We start from the raw sequence: 20,517 nt of genomic DNA, 5'->3' as shown, positions 1-20,517 counted from the left end.
TATACCTTCCCTGTTTGCGTGTATCTGCTCATTTTACGGGCAGACCACCAGTTTTCCAGGGTAAATTTGGTAGCCCAAAGGGCCCCGGGGATAATCGGCAAAGCCATTTCCCCAGGCCCCTAAAGCGCTACCTGATTTTAAAGCACGGTAAGCGGCCCCATGTAATAGCTTTCGCTCACCTCTTTGCCGTCAACCGAAGTCAATACCATCCAGGCATGCACCAACTCACCAGAAAACTCAGCCGGCACACTTAAAGTATAAGTAAGCGCTGAGCGCGGCACTACGTTGGATACCTTGGTGAACTTGTTCAGGATCGGACAAAAAACCAGGAAGGTTACCGTGTCGGTGTTCTTGCCATAATCCATTTGGGCTTCCACCTGTGCATCCCAGTTAAACTTTATCTCAGCGGGAGTTGACATGATCATTCCAGGATTATAAGGCTGATCCAGGTCGCCGGCACTCACCACAACCTTGCTATAATCGATGGTGTAATTAGGAGAAACTCCGGTAATGGCATACTTCAAGGTATAAGAAGTAGCGGCGTTCATCGGCGAGATCCCGTCAGTAAACTTCTGGTAACCAATGTTGATCAGCGCTTTGATCCTTTTCAGGAAACCCTGAGCAATTGCGAACTTGATCCTCACGTTCAGCTGTGATTGGGTCGGAGTGCTATTCGTGGTGTCGGGTAATGATCTCATGTAATAGATACCATTCCATATAGAACCAATTACGGTTCCAACTTTTCCTCTAAAATGGCCGAGGATGCCTTTTTTGTACTGTCCCATACTATTATATATTTAATGGGTGAAGCGACCGTAACTTTTTTTTAAGCTGTAGTTAACGACGATGGTAATCAGCTGTCTCTTTATATCTTTACTACCAGGCGAACCATTTGTATCGGCCCAGCCGGGTTAGCATTCTAGAAATTGCATCATCAAACTCTTCCTTAGTGCCTGCCCAATCAAACAAATTCTCCAGCTTTTCAATAGCGCCAAATCCCTGAAACCAGAGGTTAAGCCCAACCTTACCATCATTCACTTTACAAGACAATACCCATTCCAGGCCGTTGCTGTCTTTGATCTCATAACCACAGTCCAGATCCGCGCCCAGGGTGATCATTTTAGTCAGGTGCTTAAGGTTACCTACAAACCTTAAAATATTAACAACCCCGGTTATGCTGTTGCGAAATTTCCCAATCCCCATGGTAATGGTACCCATGTTTTCTGGCCTAAGTTTTATTGCTAGCGTAAGTTTATTTTCATTCATAATATTTTCCTTAATGATTATGATACAAATTTACCTCAATCGCGTGTTCTAAAAAATGTCATATGATATCACTTGGTACATCTTTTGACCGATTTTAGTACATCATATGAACGATAAAAGGTACTAACAGCTAACTATCAACTCTTTGCACGGGCAACCGTAGAAACACTCATTCCCGTAAAACCACAGATCTCATCAACACTCAACCTGTTCCTCAAACCCGGAAATTTGCTGTTCAACGCTGTAAGCCGATCACCCTTTGGCTCAATCAGCAGGATATCCATTTGCTTCAGCATTTGCATACACATCAGGTTCATGGTCTTGGAAGTAATGTCTAAAAAACAAGGGAGCTTACCTACCTGTAGGTTTGGAACACCTACCAGCGTCGCATCCTCTACCAATTCAATAAAATAATCACCATTAGACAATAGGGTGCAAAAATTGATGTCCATACAGATGAGTGATCCTGCATCCCAAAAATGTAAGATCCTGGGCAGTCCGCTTACCTGATCTATGAAATATAATTTAGCTAGCCCCTCATAAATATAGTAGGCGCAAAAAGATGGGCCATTTGGTTGAAACAGCAGATGGCCCTTTCTTCTCATTCTTGGAGATAAAGTGGTGGGGATGGCCAGCAACCTATCCAGTTCCTCAGAGTTTTCATCATGAATATATTTCAAAAATTCAGTGGTCTTCTCTTTTAAAAACATGATCCTTTTTTCAGTAAGCGTAAATATTCTTTTTCTCATTTGTCTTGGTTTTAATGATGGGGCAAAAATAAGAAAGGGCAATTTTTTTACAGAATATTCAAGGCACAACTTGTTTTAACTGCATATTCTTTTGTTTTAACTGCATATTTTCTGTTTTTTCTGTATATTTTTATCACCTGAAAAAATATATTACCTAAGCGTAACCCTTTCTGAAATGGCATAACCATAAATTCCATCTTTTTCATTATTTTTAAAAACCACCAAATTATCCAACCAGGCCAAATATTAATGAAGTTAGCGCCACCAAACCTCTCCATCAAACAGTATACCTATGAAAAATTATGGGTTAGAATAGCTGCTGCCCTACTGGGTTCAAACCTCGTGGTATTACTGGGCCAGCCCACCAGTTTTTTACATACATTTTCAAGCTGGGGATATTATAAAGATTCTTTAATAAGTTTCTTAGTGGCACTGGCGATGTTACAGACAGTATATTATTTCACGGTTAAATTAGACCTAAGCCATCCCTGGCCTAAAAAACCAGAATCCAGAAGATGGAGGATGATCCTGCTTTGCATCATCTTACCACTAGCCATTGATACTGCAGGGATGTTTCCTTACTACTACACCAAATATCACATCAATATACTGATGAGGCAACGCTGGTACACCAATTATTTACCTCTTGCTGTAGTATTGCTCACTTTGATCAATACGTATTACTACCTCAGATTTAAAAAACATGAAACCATCATCCTGCAAGAACAGCTGAAAGGAAAGGAAGAAGAAATCAGAATACAAAAAGAGAAAATCAAACTTGAAGCAGATGAAATCAAGAAAAAAGTTGAGGGCCTAAGAATAAAAGCGGTAGAACTCGAAAAGAGGAATAATGAAAAACGCCTTAATGAAAAGAGAATTGAAGCCCATGCTGCATTATTTAATTTAACAAAAGATGCTGTATTCTACTATTTAAAAGAGCGCGCCATTATTGCTGTGCTCAAAAATGGCGAAGAAGTAATCACCGCTTATTTAGCCATCAAAGAAGTCCCTGCCTCTCCGGAGTTTATCTATCCGAATCATTCCGTAATCCTGCGTTGGGATAACATCATTAAAGTGGTACAAGTTGAGCAGAATTTTGAGATCACGCTACTATTGCCTAAAGGCACGGTTGTTAAAGTTAGTCGTGATGCTTCAAGCATCTACCGCAAACAACTTAAAGCGTTAATGAAGCAATTGTAATTAATACACATTCTTCCAATCCGTGCCATTTGATCATCATGTTGCAATCATATACTCCTCTTTTACCATTTAAAAAGCATAAAATAAATTCTTTTTAGTGGCTAAAATATGTGCTGACGCATCCAAATAAAATGTGGGTGTATATTTTCTAATTTTTTAGATAAAAAATTAGACTGCAATTTTTTAGCAGTTTGATGAGCTACCTTTAAAATAAACAACTTAATTAATTATGGAAAATAAAAGAAAAATCAAGCCCTTAATGAAAAAGCTATTGGGAGGAGCACTATTTGCCGGACTTTTTATTTTGAATATCATGGTGTTTGTTCAATCTGAGGATGACAGTGGAGCGCTATCCCTTTCAACTCTTAAAGCCTATGCACTCAGCGGTAACTCAGGGGAGGACGGTTCTGGTAGCGGAGATGCTTGCCATGGCTGCAAAACAGGGCTAACCTGTATAGAGGGAACCTGCGTTCAATTACAACGGGTAATAACTCGTACTTGCACTATAACTTTCTTTTGTTGGTCGACATTAACGAATAAAACAGCAAATGGGCTTCAGCTGGGCTGCGAACCCTTCCCAACAGGATCAACGGAATGTATACCAGTTGAATGTGACGCCCAAGATCCCTGCTAAACCTAATCCTTTCCAACTCTATTATGATTCGATACTCAAAAATAATGCTCGCATTTTTCTTTATCTGGTTTACTTCTTGTACATCTGATAAAGGTGATGAAAACTATGTTTTTCACAAAATCGTTAATTCTTCATTCATCACAAAAAAATTTACACAAGCTGATGAATTAATCGATAAAACAGAATTTGTTAAACTTGAAACTAATCCCAATTCGTTACTTGGGAAAATCGATCGAGTAGAGCAAATTGAAAATTCATTTTTGCTTTATGACAGCAAAAATAAACTTATTCTTCGATTTGATAGGTCAGGTAAATTTCTAAATCCTATAGGAAAAGAAGGTCACTGTCTGGAATGCTATACAAAAATAGACTACTTCACTATTAATCGTAGCAAGCGACAGGTTTTAATTATGGATATGGCCATACAGAAAATTTTGGTTTTTAATCTCGATGGCAAGTTCTTGTCGAAATCTGATCTGCCACAGGTATATCCAGCAGCCTTTGCTATATCTGGAGACAAGTATGTTTATTTTCAGAATAAATCCACCTCGCTCAATGGCGGTACAAATTATCATGATCTTCTAATAATGAAGCAGGACGTAGTTCTAAATCAATATTTTAAACACAATTCCGATTATAAGTCTTGGTTTGATGGAGAAAGTTATTTATATTATAGAAATGATACGGTGAATTATGTAAATTTATGGGCTGGCGAAGTATTTGCACTTGCAAATGACAGTATCATTCCAAGATACAAAATCGATTTTGGAAAAAATAAGCTGCCCTTACAGAATACCAAAAACCTTGAGGATTTCGATCGTAATCAATCAGAAAAATTTACTTACATACTTACAAAATTTGTAGAGGGTGATGAGGCAATAACATTTCTATATATGGATCAAAAGGAGATTAAAAGAGGTCTAATCAATAAGATGGACAATACTTTTTCCACTATTGAACCATCAGAGTTTAAATTAAGTCTCTTTAAACCGTTGACTACATACAATGATACATATATTAGCGTGGTGGAACCCGGAGAATTATTAGAAGCTCACAAACATCTAAAAGATGACAAAACTATAACAGATATTACACGAGATCTTAGCCCAACTGACAACCCAATTCTAGTGATACATAATATTAAAACATTTTCCCATGGTTCGTCAAAATAAATTACCCTGGCTTCTATTAGGTTTTTTAACTTTCGGTTGTCATGGCGATTCAAACAAAAAATCTTCACAGAAAAGACCACAAAACATAGTAGTGGAGCGCATTGTATTTTCACCTGATAAGATTAACTATGTGACCAACACAGACCAAGATATTTCAAGTTTGCTAAAGACAGGAGATAAGCTTGTCCTTAGGTACTCCAGTTTAAACTGTTGGTCCTGCGTTGAAGACTGCTTGAATGTGATACGGAGTGAGACCCTCCTCGGAAATATAGACAGGCAGTCGGTACTCATTTTTACCTCTGACTATAACCAGCGGGATTTCATGCTGTTTCATAAAAAATACCTTACCGATTATAGTATCTATCACCTTTCTTCTAAAATTGGGCTAAAGATGGAAATGTTAAATTATCCATTTTTATTTATAATTGATACGAACAGAGTTATAAAGGAGACGTACATGCCCGTAAAACATAAACATATAGCTCTCAAAGCATATCTTTCAAGGGTCTCAAAAAAATACCTAAAAAAATAAGCTCCTTTATTAAATAAGGATAACTTCAATATTGATATTTGCTAAATGAATTTAATAAAATCCATTATTAACCTATGAAACAGCCGTTTGAAAAAAAGAATCTATTTAAAACGAAAGTTACATTTATAGTCATTGCGTTCTATTTATATTCTGAAATATGCATAGGGCAGATCAAGCCTTTAATGTTAAGGATTGACCCCTCTCAAGCTCACGGAGCAACAGTAAAAGATATCATTGACAGTATAATTTATATCCCCTTAGCAACTAGCAAGGAAAGCCTTTTTGGTAAAGTGACTCAATTGGAGGTAACGAATGACTATTTCATAATCTTAGACCGCGAGACCAAATGTATCTTGTTTTTTAAACACGACGGGAGCTTTGACCATAAAATAAAATTAAAAGGGCAGACATCCAAATTCATTATAAACAAAAAAAAGAAAGAGCTAACCTACGCTGTCATCACAAAGGAAAGATCAGATAGGTTTTCTTACAGGTATAGCTTCGAAGGGCTTCAATTGATGAAAACAGTTGTAGCCCAAGAAATTGAGGCGCAAAAGAGATACGAATACCTGTATGATACTTATATCTTTGCTAATCAGGACATGGTAGTGGCGAAGGGTTTTCCCTTAAAAAAAGATCATGAGGATTCTACCAGAGCAAAGGCTTGGCTGACCTTTCATCACGAATATGGAAACGCTACCGCTTTTGCAACCGGCCTGGAATTTAAAGCTGATCTGCAGTTCGACGTGGGGACGTGGACTGCAAATAACGGACCTTTCTATAATTCGGGAGCCGATGATTTTGTCTTGTTTGCAAAGGCCTATGATTATAATATTTATAAAGTCCGGGCTTCCGGAAGGGTGGATACGTTATACAAGCTTATATTACCCTTGAAAAATGCAACGCCTGTAGATTTCACTACAAACCCCCAATATAATGAGAAACGAATGGGCTATTTTCAAGAAAATAAAGACAAGGTTTACTTCCTTGAAAACTGCTATCAGTTTGGAGACCGCTTATTTTTCAAACTAAACTGTATCAATACAGATGATCAAAAAAATTATGACGACATCTATAACCTTAAGAATGGTGAACTGACCTCCTATTTAAGGGTAGCCTCGGATAGCAAGAGCTTTCACCTTCCTCTTTTTAGTGATAATTTTGCCGGTTTTATAGCCTTTGACGGTGAGTTCCTATACAGATCCGTATCCTCTGTAGAGATGTTTGGAAACTATGAGGCCAACAAGGAGAAGAAGTTAAAGTATCCCGCCAATGTGAAAAAGTATTTTGACAAAGGTACTTCAAAAGATAATCCGGTGTTGGTGCTGGTTAAGTTTAGGAATAACTAGAAATTAACCCAGCTTAACATCATTTTAAGTCATCCTAAATCAATTTGATGAAATACTTACTTAGCGCAGTCCTTTGTTTTTTTCCATTCTTTACACTCTTTGCACAGAGTAAGCCTTTAGACTCTACGAAAGTAGGGCAGTTGAAAGGTGTGGTGAAAGATTCTGTTTATAATTATGTTTTGCAGGCCGCTTCTGTTGCTATATATGTTGCTAAAGACTCCGTATTGCTGGGATATCAATTGTCTGATCAGGTTGGTGAGTTTAACTTTAAGAGGCTGCCTGTTGGCGTACCGCTTAAACTGGTGGCAAGTTATATAGGCTACAGCGCCGTTACCAGTAATTTCACGATTGATAGGGAGATTAAAGAACTGGACTTAAAGTACATCAACATGGAAAGGGTTGTTAAAGAGCTTGAGGAGGTGGTGGTGAGGTATCTTCCTCCGGTACAAATGAAAGGTGATACGTTAGTATTTAATGCGGATGCATTTGAACTGGAACCTAATGCAACGGTAGAAGACTTAATGCGTAAGCTTCCTGCAGTAACTGTATGGGGCGATGGAATGATCACTGTTAATGGCAAAGAGGTGAAGAATTTTACCGTAAACGGCAAACCTTTCTTTGGGGGCGATCCTAAAATAGCCATACAGAATATCCCTAAAAATGCAGTCGACCAAATACAGGTGTACAGTACTAAACAAAGCAAAGAAAATCCATTGGATTCCATCAGTTCGTTCAACATCAAACTAAAGAAAAACAAGAATTTTGGTCATTTTGGAAAATTGGGTGGTGGTTATGGAACAAGCGACCATTATGAAGCTGATGGAAACCTAAACTTTTTTTCTAACAGGACTCAGTTTGGTGTGGTGGCTGCGACCAATGACGTTAACAAAGTAGCCTATAACGTGGAAACATTAATGCGCAACAGCACTTATAAGGGCACAGGTGCAAGCGTGGAATACCAACCTGATTTTAGGACTAAAGGGATCAACAAACCCAGCGCAGGAGGCTTCACTTTTCAGCATGATTTTATAGAAAAATCTTCTTTGGAGGAAATAAACAGGCTAAAGTCAAATTACTTTTTGAGGGATAAGCGTACATTTTATCGAGATAACTTACAAACCATAACGGCTATTGACGGAATAAGTAATCAGATTCAGCAAAATCAGAATGATGATTTTTCTAATAGCACCAGTCATGACTTTAATGCAAGTTATGATAATCGTAAGAAGAACAAAACCTATAATACGTCTATAGATTTTAAACGAAGTAGAGACGTGTCTGATCATAAACAATTTTCCAGGATTTTAAATGAAGATAATGAAGTTCAAAGTACCAATAGTTCATTATACACTAATGAAAATATTGGCAAAGAGATTTCTTTTTCAGCCGGCATAGACCGTAAAAAAGATTATTCCACTCAGTACAATGAAAGGCCAGGAGACTTTTTATTGAAGTATGATTTGTATGCAGGAGATTACAACAATAACGGAAGCACACAGACGGATTTTGTTTCGTTATCAGACCTTAGTCAGAACAAAGCGGTGAACAGAAAAAATAACCATTCTGATAATAACCTTAATCAGCAGCTGCAATTTGGCTTGGGTGATTTCTCTCCCTGGATTTTCAAGAAAGGCCCTCTTCGTAAAATATCGCTTGAGCTGAATAATTATCTTTATTACAAAATACACCATGAGGATAATCTTGTAAATAATATCGACGCTACCACAGGACAGGAATTCCGCAATGACTATTTAACCGTGGATTCAAAATATTACTTGCTGAATGATTTGTACGCCCTAAATTTTTCAAGGTCTTTTGTTAAAAGTTTAAGCGACCGGTACAACAAAAGCCTCGTTTTCAAGGTAAACGTTCAGGGTCAGTACTATGATCAAAGAAACAGCTCAGATCAAGCTTTTCAAAATATCAGTCAAAACTACAACAGGTTTGTCCCTGATGCCGAGGTGAGCTTTCGGAACTATCAGTACGGAGATTTTGATGAACGGACTTCCTTACAGTTTAAGAAATCTGTAGATTACCCAACATTTGAACAATTAGTGCCTTTAGTAGATAGTGCAAATCTGTATAATGTAAGGCTCGGCAACATCATGCTTAAACCAACAGACAGGAGAGAGTTGGATTTCAGTTTCAACCATTCTAAACTAGGCTCTCGCAATGATTTAAGCTATTTTTTACATGCCACAGCCGGGGTTTTAGATAACAGTTTTGCAGATAGTAGCAATACCGATGGATTAGGCAGGAGAACTTTTTATACCGTTAATATGGATAGAAATAAATACCTGAGCGTTGGTGGTTATGTAAACAGGTCATTCAAGGTAGGCCTGCAGCATCAGGTACAGCTTAGGTTTAATTTTCGTTTAAGCTTAGCAAAGGTCCCTTCCTATCTAAACGGGTTGAAAAACGAATCCGCTAATTTTTATCGTTTCCATAGTTTGGATGCTTATTATACATTTACAGATGCCTTTGCCATGATAATGAGCTACAGTAATAGTTATAACAGATCCCGGCAAATTGGTGCCAATAGCAGAGAATTCAACTATCACAACAACAAAGTCACTTTAAGCGGCAGCTGGAAATTAATCAGACAAGTTATCCTGGGAAGTGATGTTGCTTACGATTATACCTCTTCTTTTGGTTCAGGCTCAATAAACTATACTATTTGGAATGCATATGCAAAATACCGCTTGTTGAAGGCTGACAACTTAGAGTTTAAGTTGTCAGCTCTTGACTTACTACATCAAAATACGGGTTTAAGCAACTATGTAAACAACAATAGTATTTCTACAAGCACAGCAAATGTACTGCGGCAGTACTTTATGTTCAGCTGTTCTTATTTTCCCAGAGCTTTTGGGAAAAAGGAAAAATGATATTCTAAACCATAGTTTTACCGTTAACCAACTAGCAAGCCATATATTTTAATTTAAAAGGTTGATGTCTTATTTCAAATTTCATCTAAAACAAAAACCCTTAATTAAGGGCGTACCTATTATACTGTTTTTATTTTTTTTCTACTTTTTATTCTGGTGGCTCTACAAACTTGATATTTTACCAGGATTGCATGGAGATGAGGCCTGGTTTGGTTTAAGGGCTTACTATTTCGGTCAAAAGGGCACAAGTGAACTTTATTCTATGAATAATTATACAGGTGTTTTAGAACCTTTGATTATTTGTTCTATTTTTAAAGCATTCAAAATTGGAGTTTTTCAATTACGCCTAGCAGGAGTCATTTTCAATTCTATAGGGATTTGCATTATTGGTTTCGCTCTCCTAAAAAAGAAAAAACTCCGCGTATTGTTATTGTTTTTAATGATTATTGGACAATCTAGTCTATATCTATTAATGCCAAGAATAGCATGGGAAGTTAACACATTGACTCTTTTTTTTATTTCACTATTGGTTTTATCATCTATAAAGATTTTAGAAAGTCAAGATGCTAAACCCATATGGACATTATTATTTCTTATCACAAACATACTTGGAACATATAACCATATTATATTTTCCTGTATTTCAGTAGCTTCACTAGTGGGTTTAACATGTTGGAGTTTGTACTTAGGTAATTCACATTATAAAAAAATTATTCTGTTATTGACTATCAATTTTTTAAATGTATTCATTGTATTTTTAAGTATGCATTATAAGCTTGATGTAGTTTTTATGATTAAGTCACCTACAGTCATATTATGCTTAGCTTTAATATTGGTAATAGAAGAATTTATAATCTTAAAAAAAATTCCAAAAACTGAATTTTCATCTCCTATAATAGTAAAACCAGCACTTATTTATTCATTCCTATTTTTTGCATTTGCCAACTTTGTGGCTTATCATGGAATTGCCTTTTTTCAGACAGTATCTAATTATTACCTATTGATTCGTTTCTATTCTTATAAACCTGAAATAGTCTCTCAATTCTTATCTTTTCTCTGTGCTTTTATTTTTATAGGATACATAATTTACTTTTTATTGGATGACGTAAAGAGAAAGGATACATCTGCAATATTTGCATTTATCCTCATAGCTTATATGGGAATATTCCCTTTTTATACTACAAATTGTTCTTTCAGATATTACTTGTCTATATTTTTACTATTTAGCCTTTACATTGCATTAAAAATTAGCAAGAATTTAATATTATGTATTCCAGTTATCTTTTCTATGGTAATTTCATGTATAATAATAAACTTGAATCTTATAACTATTTTTTATTCCAAACGTCCAGTTATGGCTATGAATTTTATTATAGGAAACGGTAAAAAAGAAACATCCGCACACTTTATTCCGAATAAACCTATAATCGATTTTCTGAGAACTAACCATGTCGGTAAAATTATTTATGTATCTGACAGATATTTTATTGAGCAGCCGGTTTTATTTTACCGATTGGCTGAACCGTGGAAATCAACAAAAGAAAAGGAAGCAATCATTCTATACGATTTCGAGAATTTTGGCTCGGGTTACTTTTATAGTCTAAAGTATTAATTTTTACGCTTATATAAAGTCAACCCAGAGTGGTTTATCGACAAGTCATAGTATTTGTTTATGCTTCTGACTAACCGTGGAATTGTCTCATAAACTATCTCAAAATTATTTCTATTAAGAAAATCAACACTTTGCTTACTTACAATACTTGTAGGTATAACAATCAAAGTAACACCATCATTTTTAGTTCTTTTTAATGCCATTTTTTCCCACCCTGCAGTCAATTGGAATAACTTCACTCCTGAGTTTCTATAAAAAGTATCTTTTGCATAAGGATTTGCGCCATTAAGATACATTAGATTAACCTTTTGAAAGGGATAATGTCTATATATAAACTGGGTAAGTGATACCCTGGCCAATCCCGCTCCTTTTTGAGAAATCGCAATCAAACCAGCAGTATTTATTATAAATAGACTAACCAAAATTATATACCTAATTGTAGTGGATTTTAAAATTCTAAAATATGATACTTCTTGCCATGCCAAAACTAAACCCAATGGTGAAATTAATGCAATAGGATATAGAAATCGCAACTCTTTATGTGGGATTATGGAATGTATAATTATAAATGGCATGACAGACCATAATAACAAAGACTTAGATTTATAAACAACTAATATAATCAAACTGCTCAATATCGCAGTTCCCAATATTGGTCCTGGCCCAAATAAAATATACAATATGATATGATACCATGGAGAGACCCCGAAATTAGATGCAACACCCTGAACTAGATTTACATAAAAATAATTGTAAATCGTGAATGTGAAAACTCCATATAACCAGTAGTCTATAAGAAATCCACAAATTAATACAAAAATAATTGTACCGATAATTAATCCTATTTTAAGAAAAGACAATTTATCAATTGCCAAAAGCCAAAAGAGAATTCCAAATGCAAGCAATGCAGATTGATAACGAAGAAGAATTGACAGACCTAAAAAGAGCCCTAAAAATATGAGCTTTGAATTACTACATCGGTGTTCTTTTGATAATACTATGGATATTGATAGAATGAAAAATAATCCAGACCAATTTTCAGATGAGAATCGAACACTTAAGAAAGGTATAAACCATAATAAATAAGACATTATACGGAATAGGTCATAATTTTCTTCCTTAACAAGTTCCCTTCCAGAAAGGACGAGACAACTAATAGCAAAAACTGCGAAGAGTCCGCTTATAACACGTAAGATAAATGCGAGATGATAGACGTCATTTATTCCGACAAGGGCGGAAATTTTAAGAATGCTGTAGCATAGAAGAGGCTGAATCCCTGATCTGATTTGGGCCTTAAATTCCCATGCTAAATCACCTAGATTGGCGTTTCCTAATTTGTAATTAGCAAATTCAACGATTTGATAATGTTCATCCCAGTGATTATAGCCCGAACTATTATAAGCGACAAAAATAAATAAAGAAAATATGAAAATTAAATGCAACCAAGATTGACGTAGATATGGGTGAATTAACATTGAAATGCTTATTTATGAATTTACAAATTAGGACCTAATTTAATACTGGTTTTTTGAATTTTTTCAATAAAGACTTACTATTAATTTAATTTGCAATTATAGATTTATCTATGATATAGATTTTTTTTAAATGAAATTGTTTAATGATACATAAGTGATAGGTTTTACACTAATAGAAGTTTTTTTGCTATATGTTTTGAGAACGATTGTAATATCTATGAATTAGGAAATCAAGATGCTTTATTCAGTTAAGGTAGGAAACAAGAATTAGATTTAAGTAAACGTTAACCTTTTTGTGCAGAAACAATATACGAAAAATAAACGTATTAAAAAGAATTATTTACTTAATTTTAAACTATATAGCTAGTAAAATATAATTCCAGTAATCTACCTATTTATGAGTATAGTGTCCTGTTTAATCATTGATTACAGGAATATTATGGATTTATCTGGTGTCTACAACCTATCTTTTTTTATAAGTTCTATCTTTTTTCGCACTAGTTTTTCAAACCTTTTCAATAGCTGTGAAAATTACTCATTTTTAAAGTATTACATTGGCCTTAAGTACTAGAATATAAAAAATTAAAATTATGAATAGAAAAAAGAATCATTATACCATCCTAAAAAAAATTCTTTTGATAGCGTTTATTGCAACTCTAACAGCATTTTTATGTAAAATATTTTTAGTTCAATATTATAATATTCCAACTGACTCTATGTCAAAAACGATATTAATCGATGATGGTGTTTTTGTTAGTAAGCTACATTATGGCGCAATGGTGCTTGAAACTCGCCTTCCCGGTTTCTCCAGTATAAAACGATTAGATATCGTCGTATTTAATGATCCTAAAAATAAAGGCCAGTTCCTAATTAAACGCTTGATCGGTTTACCTGGTGACACGCTATGTTTAAGACATCAAAAGATTTTTATTAATAATCGTGGTCTTAATGATCCACCAAAATCAATGTCAATTTACCTCCTAAAAACAAAAACCGGTAGGCAACTTGACAAATTAGTTCAAAATGATCAGCTTCAGATCCTCAATCGAACTGATAGTAACTCGACCTTAACTTTAATAACCTCAGAAATTGCAGAATCATTAAAACAGGCAACAGGTACAATAAATTTAACTGCAGAGGAAGAGACTAAGCCTGATCATGATATATATCCCTCTGATGCAGATTTTGGCTGGAACAGAGACAATTATGGCCCCATAGTTATCCCTAAAAAAGGTCAGAAAATACCCCTCACGTATACAAATTATTTACTATATAGAAAAATTATCGAAGAGGAAACTGGGAAATCATTGAAGCTAGTTAACAATAAGGTTCTTCTTGATGATATGCTAACGAATACGATCACCATAAAAAAAAACTATTATTTTATGATAGGTGACAATCGAAGTAACTCTAAGGATTCTAGGTATTTTGGATTTATCGCCCAAGATCAAATTATCGGAAAGGCGTTAATTAAAATTTCATCAAAGCCCAAAAAATTAATGCAATTTACTTTCCTATGATATGTGTACAACAATATGAACATTGCCAGCTTGCCCGATCCGACTTTTAACCGATCCATTTGTGATTTAAAAAATCGTGGTAGAAGAAAATTTGAACAAAGGCATTAAGTGTGTACATAATATATGTAACAAACCTAAGTTTGGGATAGAATGGAATAATAAATAGAGTTATACAAAAAAGAATATAATAGTACATTTGGTTAAATAGAAAAGCCACGCCGGTGAAATAACAGCCCGCTAAGATCAGAATGGAAATAAACAAAAAGTCACTTTTTAATACTTGATATTCATGGTGCAACCAGACTAGAAAATATATTGCGAAAGGAACACAAAACAAGTGTCTATTTATACTCCAAATGTTGGTGTGCCCCCCTGATTGGGATGTGAAAAACACATCAACAAATGCAGTACCTGCGAGATATAATGCAGAGAATAGTACAGAACGATCTTCAGGTATAGTTATTGACTCAAATTTAGGCTGAATATTTTTAAATAGAATACGGAGCCATTTCAAACAAAACCATCCTGCTACAGCGCCCAATATTACCGCTACCCCATCGATACCAAGAACCTTCTCAGGAGAAATAGTAGTAAATGGCGCTGACGGCCAATGTAAAATCCGTCCCCAATATTTCTGCATACTTAAAAAATGAAACCACATACCGGTTTGAATCCCTTGAATGATGACAACTACACCAATACTAATTATACACGCTCCACAATATATGGTCAGCTTCTTAATTAAAGCTTTCAAATCGTGACTAAAATGAAAATAAACAAGAACTTCCGTAACGATTAATGCTGGGATAAATAATATAGAAACGGATCTGGAAATGCAGCAACCCAACAATCCAATTGTTATTAAGTAATTGTTATTTCGACTAAATCCGAGAATAAGCAAAGTTCCAAAGAAGAAGAAAATAGCTTCCGTGTAAGGTATGGATACAAAAATAAAGCTCGGGATAGCAACCAAGCCTAGCAGAAATCCACTACTAATTTTGCGATTATGCATCAAAATCGACATTGAAGTGACAAACAACAATAAATTAAATACGCTTATTCCGATAGTTGTGAGTGCCGAATATCTCCAAAAATAAGGAAATAGTGGAAAAAACGCAATATTACTACGCGCGCCTTGATTAAATTGATAGCCGTATTTTTTAATTCCACTATACCATCCCACATCCTCACCGAGGAGAGACATATTGTCTGGAAGTTTATTAAATACACCGATTCTATAAAAGAATATAAAGGCAGAGACTACAATGGTTAAATGCAAAAAGATAACTATCGCCGATTTCTTGAAATTCATAATTATGTTAGCAAACTACTTAACTATACCTTCTATAGTGAGTTTAATTGGCTTTTCTTCTCCATTAACATATACCCTAACTTCTTTATTAAAAGGGCCAATAGCCAAAGCGTCAAAGGAAAGCTCCACGTTGCCTTTGCTTCCAGAGTTAACAGAGCTATCCCACTGTGATGTAGTACAACCGCAAGAACTTACAACATTGGCTATCTTAATCGCTTTTACACTTTTGTTCGTGAAAGTAAAACTTGTTTTAACTGGTTGGCCATGCGGGATATGAGCAAAGTCATGTGTATATTTGTCAAATTTGACTGCGGAAGATTCGCGATTAACCTCCAATTCCTTTTGTTTCCTAATCTTAAAGATTACAGATTTTTGATCCGAAATCTTTAATAGAAGTGCTATATTTAAAATTATTGCAATAAACAGCAATATTGAAGTTATTCTTATTTTCATAACCAACCTTTTTTGTGAGTTACTTTTTTGGTGCCTTTGACCGAGATATATAAAGCGAGAAATATTTATGTTTTAAGGTATTTGGGTTTCTTTTATTAGCATGAACTATATTTTTAAAATCATAATTTTCATCACCTTATCAGACATACATTAAATGGATAAATAAGGGAAAAGACAAGGAGTAATGTTGAATATGCAATCATAACAAAGAACTTAAAAATTTACTTTACTGGATTTGAAGTTCCCAAATCCAGTAAAGTAAATTGTTCTTAACAAGGATCTACTGCATCGCAATTGGTTGCGGCGCAATTTGTTGAGCCCGTTGCACTAGAAGGACAGGTTGTCTTATGACCATAAGCCGTCTTGCTGCTCAACGTTTTCCAACAAAAGAAACTTTCAGTGCAAGACGTACTGGTTGCCTTTTCTTTTACGACACAGAGACCCTCTACACAAGATTGACCAGCTGGGCAGCCATTGCAAGAATCTCCGCTACCAGAACCGCTGCTGCCAGAACCATCATCTCCAGAGCTTCCGCTGAGCGCATATGCTTTAAGAGTTGAGAGAGATAGCACTCCGCTGTCATCGTCAGATTGAACAAACACCATGACATTCAAAATAAAAAGTCCGGCAAACAATGCTCCTCCAAGTACCTTCATTAATAGAGACTTAGATTTTTTTTGATTTTCCATAATTAATTAATTAAGTTATTTATTTTAAAGGTAGTTCCTCAAACTGCTAAAAATTTGCAGTATGATTTTTTTATCTAAAAATAAAGGAACCAGTTAATTAGGTATACAAATTTTTACTCTGATGTCATAAATATATGATTTGGATTTGCTTATCGTCAGATGACTCCAATTTTTAAAAGATCTCACTTGGGGAGAGAAAGTAGAAGGTTAAAAGCACTTGAAAACTTTCGTTCTTTATCCTGTTTTTTTGAAGGTGAAATCAAAGAAGCCATCACAAGTATAATAATACGACTGCCTGGCCCTACTGAATTTAATTTCAGCACCCTGTGCTTTGAGAATGGAAATATATGAAAAAACGGTTCGCTCACTTACTCTTAACCTTTTAGCTAATTGCACCGGTGGTCCGGTAGCTTTTCTTTTAATTAGCGCATGGAGCTGATCAAGGCGATTAAAATAGTACGTTGGCATTATAGAAAACTTTAGACCTACAATTTAAGCCTATGATCATAATCAATGCAAAACCAAGGACATACAACTGAATTCCCTATTTGAAATGGTATATTTTTAGGATGAACTTCAATTGTTACTATTATTCAGTTAAAGAAAATTTAAAGCCTCTAAAACAATATAAATTCGGATTAAATTTGCTATATCCAAAGTTTTAGACATGAAATTATTAAAAATCTCTTTTTTATAGGAATGTCCTATAGGAATAACCTCATCATTATCTAAAAAAACACTATTGGACTCAATAGCCTGGGTGCGATCAATGTTAATGACGTATGATCGATGTACCCTAACAAATAAGGGTTTTGGGAGTATCTGCATTATACCATTTAGTGTGAAATTAAATGTGCTATTAAATGTATCTTGATGTATACTCACATAATTTTGTTTGGCTTCCACATAAAGAATATTAGCGATTTTTACACGTTTTATTTTCCCCTTATCACACTTTACAAAAAAGTGATCGCTTTTGGAAATGCCAGGTTGTTCACCATATTCCGATAAATTGATAGGGATTAAATTGTGAATGTAACTATTCAAAATATCTAAATCTACTGGTTTGGTTAAAAAAGGAATTCTATAAAAGGAGCAACATTCTTGAAGCTCACTACTAGCCAACCCTAAAAAAACAATTCTAAAGGACTTGGATAACAATTCAAAAAGATGAGGAATATAAATTAGCTTATATTCAATATCTATAAATACTAAATCCGGTCGTTCGGGCTTATCGGTGGCAATCATTAAATCAATTAAATCTGGGTAATGATTTACCGACTTAACGTCATCCAGTTGGCACAAGTATTTTGTTAAGCCGTCTAAGAAGTCCTTATCATTGGTGAGAACAGAAATTTTTAACATGAGGGATCTGGTTATAAATGACTTACGCTAAGCTACAGATTTTAAAATTGTTTTGCAAGCATATCCATTGGGATTTTTGATGCAATCGAAACAAGTAACCCCCACCGCCCCACCTGCTTAGGAACTCCTTCGATACTTCTTCGGTACAAAGACCATACTTCTACACTAAAAGTACTTGTTTTGTGTAGAAATACCGTAGAAGTATGGTCCTTGTATGGTTTTAGTGTAGAACCAGTCCCAAGTTATTCGTTAATGACCTCCCTCCCAGTTAAACTGTCAATTTGACACCATTTTTACTTTGGAATACACATTGTTATATGCTTTCTATATTTTAAAATAAGTTAACATATGAGCATAGAAGAAAAAGGAAGTATTTCAATCCACACAGAGAATATTTTCCCAATCATCAAAAAATTCCTGTATTCAGACAATGAAATCTTTTTGAGAGAATTGGTTTCCAATGCCGTAGATGCGGTACAAAAAATTAAAAGACTGGCAGCTCTTGGTCAGTACAATGGTGAACTTGGTAATCCACTGGTAGAAGTAGCAGTTGATAAGGAAGCGAAGACGATAACTATATCCGACAATGGATTGGGTATGACTGCTGAAGAAATCAAGAAATACATTAACCAGGTGGCTTTCTCTGGCGCCAGCGAGTTTGTAGAGAAGTTTAAGGATGCAAAAGACGCCAACGAAATCATCGGTAAATTCGGTTTAGGCTTCTATTCTGCCTTTATGGTGTCAGATCTTGTAGAAATACAGACACTTTCTTATCAGGATGATGCTGAAGCAGCCAAATGGGTATGCGACGGAAGTACTGCGTTTGAAATATCTGCTGGTAACCGTACTACACGTGGAACTACGATAACTTTACATGTTAATTCAGAATCTGAAGAGTTTTTGGATAACCATAAGCTAGAAGGCATTCTTGATAAATATGGGAAGTTCCTTCCTGTGCCTATCAAGTTTGGTACTAAAACTGAACAGGAACCAGATGGCGAAGATGAAGAAGGAAAAGCCAAAACAAAAAGCGTAGAGGTTGATAACATCATCAATACGACTAATCCAATCTGGACAAAAGCGCCTGCAGATTTGTCAGACGAAGACTACCTTTCTTTTTACAAACAACTATATCCGTTTTCAGAAGATCCTTTATTTTGGATTCACCTGAATGTAGATTATCCTTTTAACCTGACAGGGGTATTGTACTTCCCTAAGGTGAAAAACGATTTCGACATGCAACGGAATAAAATTAAGCTGTACTCCCGTCAGGTGTTTATTACCGACGAGGTAAAGGACATTGTTCCTGAGTTTTTAATGTTATTACATGGTGTAATAGATTCTCCAGATATTCCGTTGAATGTTTCCAGAAGTTTCTTACAGGCTGATAGCAATGTAAAAAAGATAAACAGCTATATCACTAAAAAAGTGGCAGACAAACTTGCGGAGCTTTTCAACAAAGACCGTAAGGGTTATGAAGAAAAGTGGGGTGATATTGGATTGTTTGTAAAATACGGTATGGTGAGCGAAGAAAAGTTCAATGATAAGGCAAAAGATTTTGCGTTGTTAACCAATACTAAAAAAGAGAACTTTACTTTGGAAGAATACCATGAAAAAGTTAAGGGTCTTCAAACTGATAAGAATGGACAGGTAGTTTACATTTACTCAAATGATCCGGCTAAACAAGATAGCTTTATCCAGAGCGCCAATAAGATAGATTACGATGTATTGTTAATGGACTCGCCGATAGACAACCATTTTGTACAGCACCTGGAGCAAAAGCTAGAAAAAACTTCTCTAAAACGTGTAGACTCTAGCGTGGCTAGCAAGCTGATTGACAAAGATGACAACATAGAATCTGTTTTAACTGAAGATCAAAGCAAAACAGTTAAAGAGGTATTTGAAAAAGCAATTACTAAACCGGGTTACACGGTAGAGATTGTTGGATTGAATCCAGAAGAACTACCTGTTACGGTTACTATGGATGAATTTATGCGCCGCATGAAAGATATGGCATCTATGGGTGGCGGTATGGGCTTTTACGGCAGCATGCCGGATAGCTATAAGGTTGCCATTAACGGAAACCATAAACTAATCGCTAAAATACTTGCCTCGGACAATGAGGAGACTAAAGGCATTCTTGCGAAGCAGGCTGTAGATCTTGCTTTATTGGCTCAAGGCATGTTAACCGGTGCAGAATTAACTGCATTTGTAAGCAGGAGTGTTGAGCTGATATAAGTAATCGCTAATCATAAGATTAAGAATAGGGTGTCCATTGCTTTGGGCACCCTATTTTGTTATCTT

17 protein-coding genes are annotated in these 20,517 nt (G+C 35.4%); 8 read left to right on the top strand and 9 right to left on the bottom strand.

Going from position 1 to position 20,517, the window contains the following annotated elements:
- Nucleotides 1-137: 137 nt before the first annotated feature.
- From ACVWYN_RS02090 to ACVWYN_RS02080, 3 genes are all read right to left on the bottom strand, one after another.
- A complete protein-coding gene (locus ACVWYN_RS02090) occupies nt 138-785 on the bottom strand; it encodes a DUF6266 family protein (RefSeq protein WP_457287160.1) in 648 nt (215 codons plus the stop codon).
- A 91-nt stretch (nt 786-876) separates the two neighbouring features.
- On the bottom strand, nt 877-1,266 hold the full coding sequence (locus ACVWYN_RS02085) for a hypothetical protein (protein WP_457287159.1): 390 nt from the start codon (nt 1,264-1,266) through the stop codon (nt 877-879).
- A 137-nt stretch (nt 1,267-1,403) separates the two neighbouring features.
- A complete protein-coding gene (locus ACVWYN_RS02080) occupies nt 1,404-2,015 on the bottom strand; it encodes a hypothetical protein (protein WP_457287158.1) in 612 nt (203 codons plus the stop codon).
- Between the two features lie 249 nt (nt 2,016-2,264).
- On the opposite strand from ACVWYN_RS02080, the gene ACVWYN_RS02075 reads away from it, so the two are divergent.
- From ACVWYN_RS02075 to ACVWYN_RS02050, 6 genes are all read left to right on the top strand, one after another.
- Nucleotides 2,265-3,215 (top strand): hypothetical protein, encoded by a 951-nt coding sequence (locus ACVWYN_RS02075; RefSeq protein WP_457287157.1) that lies wholly within the window; start codon nt 2,265-2,267, stop codon nt 3,213-3,215.
- A 229-nt stretch (nt 3,216-3,444) separates the two neighbouring features.
- Nucleotides 3,445-3,849, top strand: a complete 405-nt coding sequence (locus ACVWYN_RS02070) for a hypothetical protein (protein ID WP_457287156.1) — start codon at nt 3,445-3,447, stop codon at nt 3,847-3,849.
- A gap of 44 nt (nt 3,850-3,893) precedes the next feature.
- Nucleotides 3,894-5,021, top strand: coding sequence for a 6-bladed beta-propeller (locus ACVWYN_RS02065; protein ID WP_457287155.1), 1,128 nt, complete (start codon nt 3,894-3,896; stop codon nt 5,019-5,021).
- Nucleotides 5,022-5,627: 606 nt separating this feature from the next.
- The gene (locus ACVWYN_RS02060; protein ID WP_457287154.1) at nt 5,628-6,902 is read left to right on the top strand and encodes a 6-bladed beta-propeller; all 1,275 of its coding nucleotides are present in this window, start codon (nt 5,628-5,630) and stop codon (nt 6,900-6,902) included.
- Between the two features lie 47 nt (nt 6,903-6,949).
- The gene (locus ACVWYN_RS02055) at nt 6,950-9,787 is read left to right on the top strand and encodes a hypothetical protein (RefSeq protein WP_457287153.1); all 2,838 of its coding nucleotides are present in this window, start codon (nt 6,950-6,952) and stop codon (nt 9,785-9,787) included.
- Nucleotides 9,788-9,851: 64 nt separating this feature from the next.
- A complete protein-coding gene (locus tag ACVWYN_RS02050) occupies nt 9,852-11,399 on the top strand; it encodes a hypothetical protein (RefSeq protein WP_457287152.1) in 1,548 nt (515 codons plus the stop codon).
- Here the strand turns inward: ACVWYN_RS02050 and ACVWYN_RS02045 are convergent.
- Entirely contained in the window at nt 11,396-12,874 is a 1,479-nt protein-coding gene (locus tag ACVWYN_RS02045; protein WP_457287151.1) for a hypothetical protein, read from the bottom strand. The genes ACVWYN_RS02050 and ACVWYN_RS02045 overlap by 4 nt on opposite strands.
- 590 nt (nt 12,875-13,464) lie before the next feature.
- On the opposite strand from ACVWYN_RS02045, the gene lepB reads away from it, so the two are divergent.
- Nucleotides 13,465-14,394, top strand: coding sequence for a signal peptidase I (lepB, locus tag ACVWYN_RS02040; protein ID WP_457287150.1), 930 nt, complete (start codon nt 13,465-13,467; stop codon nt 14,392-14,394).
- A gap of 46 nt (nt 14,395-14,440) precedes the next feature.
- On the opposite strand, the gene ACVWYN_RS02035 is transcribed toward lepB, so the two are convergent.
- The 5 genes from ACVWYN_RS02035 to ACVWYN_RS02015 all read right to left on the bottom strand — a co-directional run bounded on the left by ACVWYN_RS02035 (nt 14,441) and on the right by ACVWYN_RS02015 (nt 18,213).
- Nucleotides 14,441-15,706 carry a hypothetical protein gene (locus tag ACVWYN_RS02035; RefSeq protein ID WP_457287149.1) on the bottom strand — a complete coding sequence of 422 codons (1,266 nt, stop codon included), beginning with the start codon at nt 15,704-15,706 and terminating at the stop codon, nt 14,441-14,443.
- Nucleotides 15,707-15,721: 15 nt separating this feature from the next.
- Nucleotides 15,722-16,159: a DUF1573 domain-containing protein gene (locus ACVWYN_RS02030; protein ID WP_457287148.1), complete on the bottom strand. Its 438-nt coding sequence runs from the start codon at nt 16,157-16,159 to the stop codon at nt 15,722-15,724.
- Between the two features lie 269 nt (nt 16,160-16,428).
- On the bottom strand, nt 16,429-16,848 hold the full coding sequence (locus ACVWYN_RS02025) for a hypothetical protein (RefSeq protein ID WP_457287147.1): 420 nt from the start codon (nt 16,846-16,848) through the stop codon (nt 16,429-16,431).
- A gap of 234 nt (nt 16,849-17,082) precedes the next feature.
- The gene (locus ACVWYN_RS02020) at nt 17,083-17,316 is read right to left on the bottom strand and encodes an HTH domain-containing protein (RefSeq protein WP_457287146.1); all 234 of its coding nucleotides are present in this window, start codon (nt 17,314-17,316) and stop codon (nt 17,083-17,085) included.
- 129 nt (nt 17,317-17,445) lie between these two features.
- Complete coding sequence (locus tag ACVWYN_RS02015) at nt 17,446-18,213, bottom strand: LytR/AlgR family response regulator transcription factor (RefSeq protein WP_457287145.1); 768 nt, start codon at nt 18,211-18,213, stop codon at nt 17,446-17,448.
- A 348-nt stretch (nt 18,214-18,561) separates the two neighbouring features.
- On the opposite strand from ACVWYN_RS02015, the gene htpG reads away from it, so the two are divergent.
- Entirely contained in the window at nt 18,562-20,451 is a 1,890-nt protein-coding gene (gene htpG / locus ACVWYN_RS02010; RefSeq protein ID WP_457287144.1) for a molecular chaperone HtpG, read from the top strand.
- Nucleotides 20,452-20,517 lie beyond the last annotated feature (66 nt).

It is taken from the genome of Pedobacter sp. UYP24, from assembly GCF_054057295.1.
This window is presented reverse-complemented; position numbering and strand designations above follow the sequence as displayed.

Bases quoted from the DNA above. Each gene is read 5' to 3' on its own strand.
- ACVWYN_RS02055 (WP_457287153.1), top strand. From the start codon at position 6,950: ATGAAATACTTACTTAGCGCAGTCCTTTGTTTTTTTCCATTCTTTACA.
- ACVWYN_RS02015 (WP_457287145.1), bottom strand. From the start codon at position 18,213: ATGTTAAAAATTTCTGTTCTCACCAATGATAAGGACTTCTTAGACGGC.
- ACVWYN_RS02050 (WP_457287152.1), top strand. From the start codon at position 9,852: ATGTCTTATTTCAAATTTCATCTAAAACAAAAACCCTTAATTAAGGGC.
- lepB (WP_457287150.1), top strand. From the start codon at position 13,465: ATGAATAGAAAAAAGAATCATTATACCATCCTAAAAAAAATTCTTTTG.
- ACVWYN_RS02030 (WP_457287148.1), bottom strand. From the start codon at position 16,159: ATGAAAATAAGAATAACTTCAATATTGCTGTTTATTGCAATAATTTTA.
- ACVWYN_RS02075 (WP_457287157.1), top strand. From the start codon at position 2,265: ATGAAGTTAGCGCCACCAAACCTCTCCATCAAACAGTATACCTATGAA.
- ACVWYN_RS02070 (WP_457287156.1), top strand. From the start codon at position 3,445: ATGGAAAATAAAAGAAAAATCAAGCCCTTAATGAAAAAGCTATTGGGA.
- ACVWYN_RS02060 (WP_457287154.1), top strand. From the start codon at position 5,628: ATGAAACAGCCGTTTGAAAAAAAGAATCTATTTAAAACGAAAGTTACA.
- ACVWYN_RS02020 (WP_457287146.1), bottom strand. From the start codon at position 17,316: ATGCCAACGTACTATTTTAATCGCCTTGATCAGCTCCATGCGCTAATT.
- ACVWYN_RS02025 (WP_457287147.1), bottom strand. From the start codon at position 16,848: ATGGAAAATCAAAAAAAATCTAAGTCTCTATTAATGAAGGTACTTGGA.
- ACVWYN_RS02035 (WP_457287149.1), bottom strand. From the start codon at position 15,706: ATGAATTTCAAGAAATCGGCGATAGTTATCTTTTTGCATTTAACCATT.
- ACVWYN_RS02065 (WP_457287155.1), top strand. From the start codon at position 3,894: ATGCTCGCATTTTTCTTTATCTGGTTTACTTCTTGTACATCTGATAAA.
- ACVWYN_RS02090 (WP_457287160.1), bottom strand. From the start codon at position 785: ATGGGACAGTACAAAAAAGGCATCCTCGGCCATTTTAGAGGAAAAGTT.
- htpG (WP_457287144.1), top strand. From the start codon at position 18,562: ATGAGCATAGAAGAAAAAGGAAGTATTTCAATCCACACAGAGAATATT.
- ACVWYN_RS02085 (WP_457287159.1), bottom strand. From the start codon at position 1,266: ATGAATGAAAATAAACTTACGCTAGCAATAAAACTTAGGCCAGAAAAC.
- ACVWYN_RS02045 (WP_457287151.1), bottom strand. From the start codon at position 12,874: ATGTTAATTCACCCATATCTACGTCAATCTTGGTTGCATTTAATTTTC.
- ACVWYN_RS02080 (WP_457287158.1), bottom strand. From the start codon at position 2,015: ATGAGAAAAAGAATATTTACGCTTACTGAAAAAAGGATCATGTTTTTA.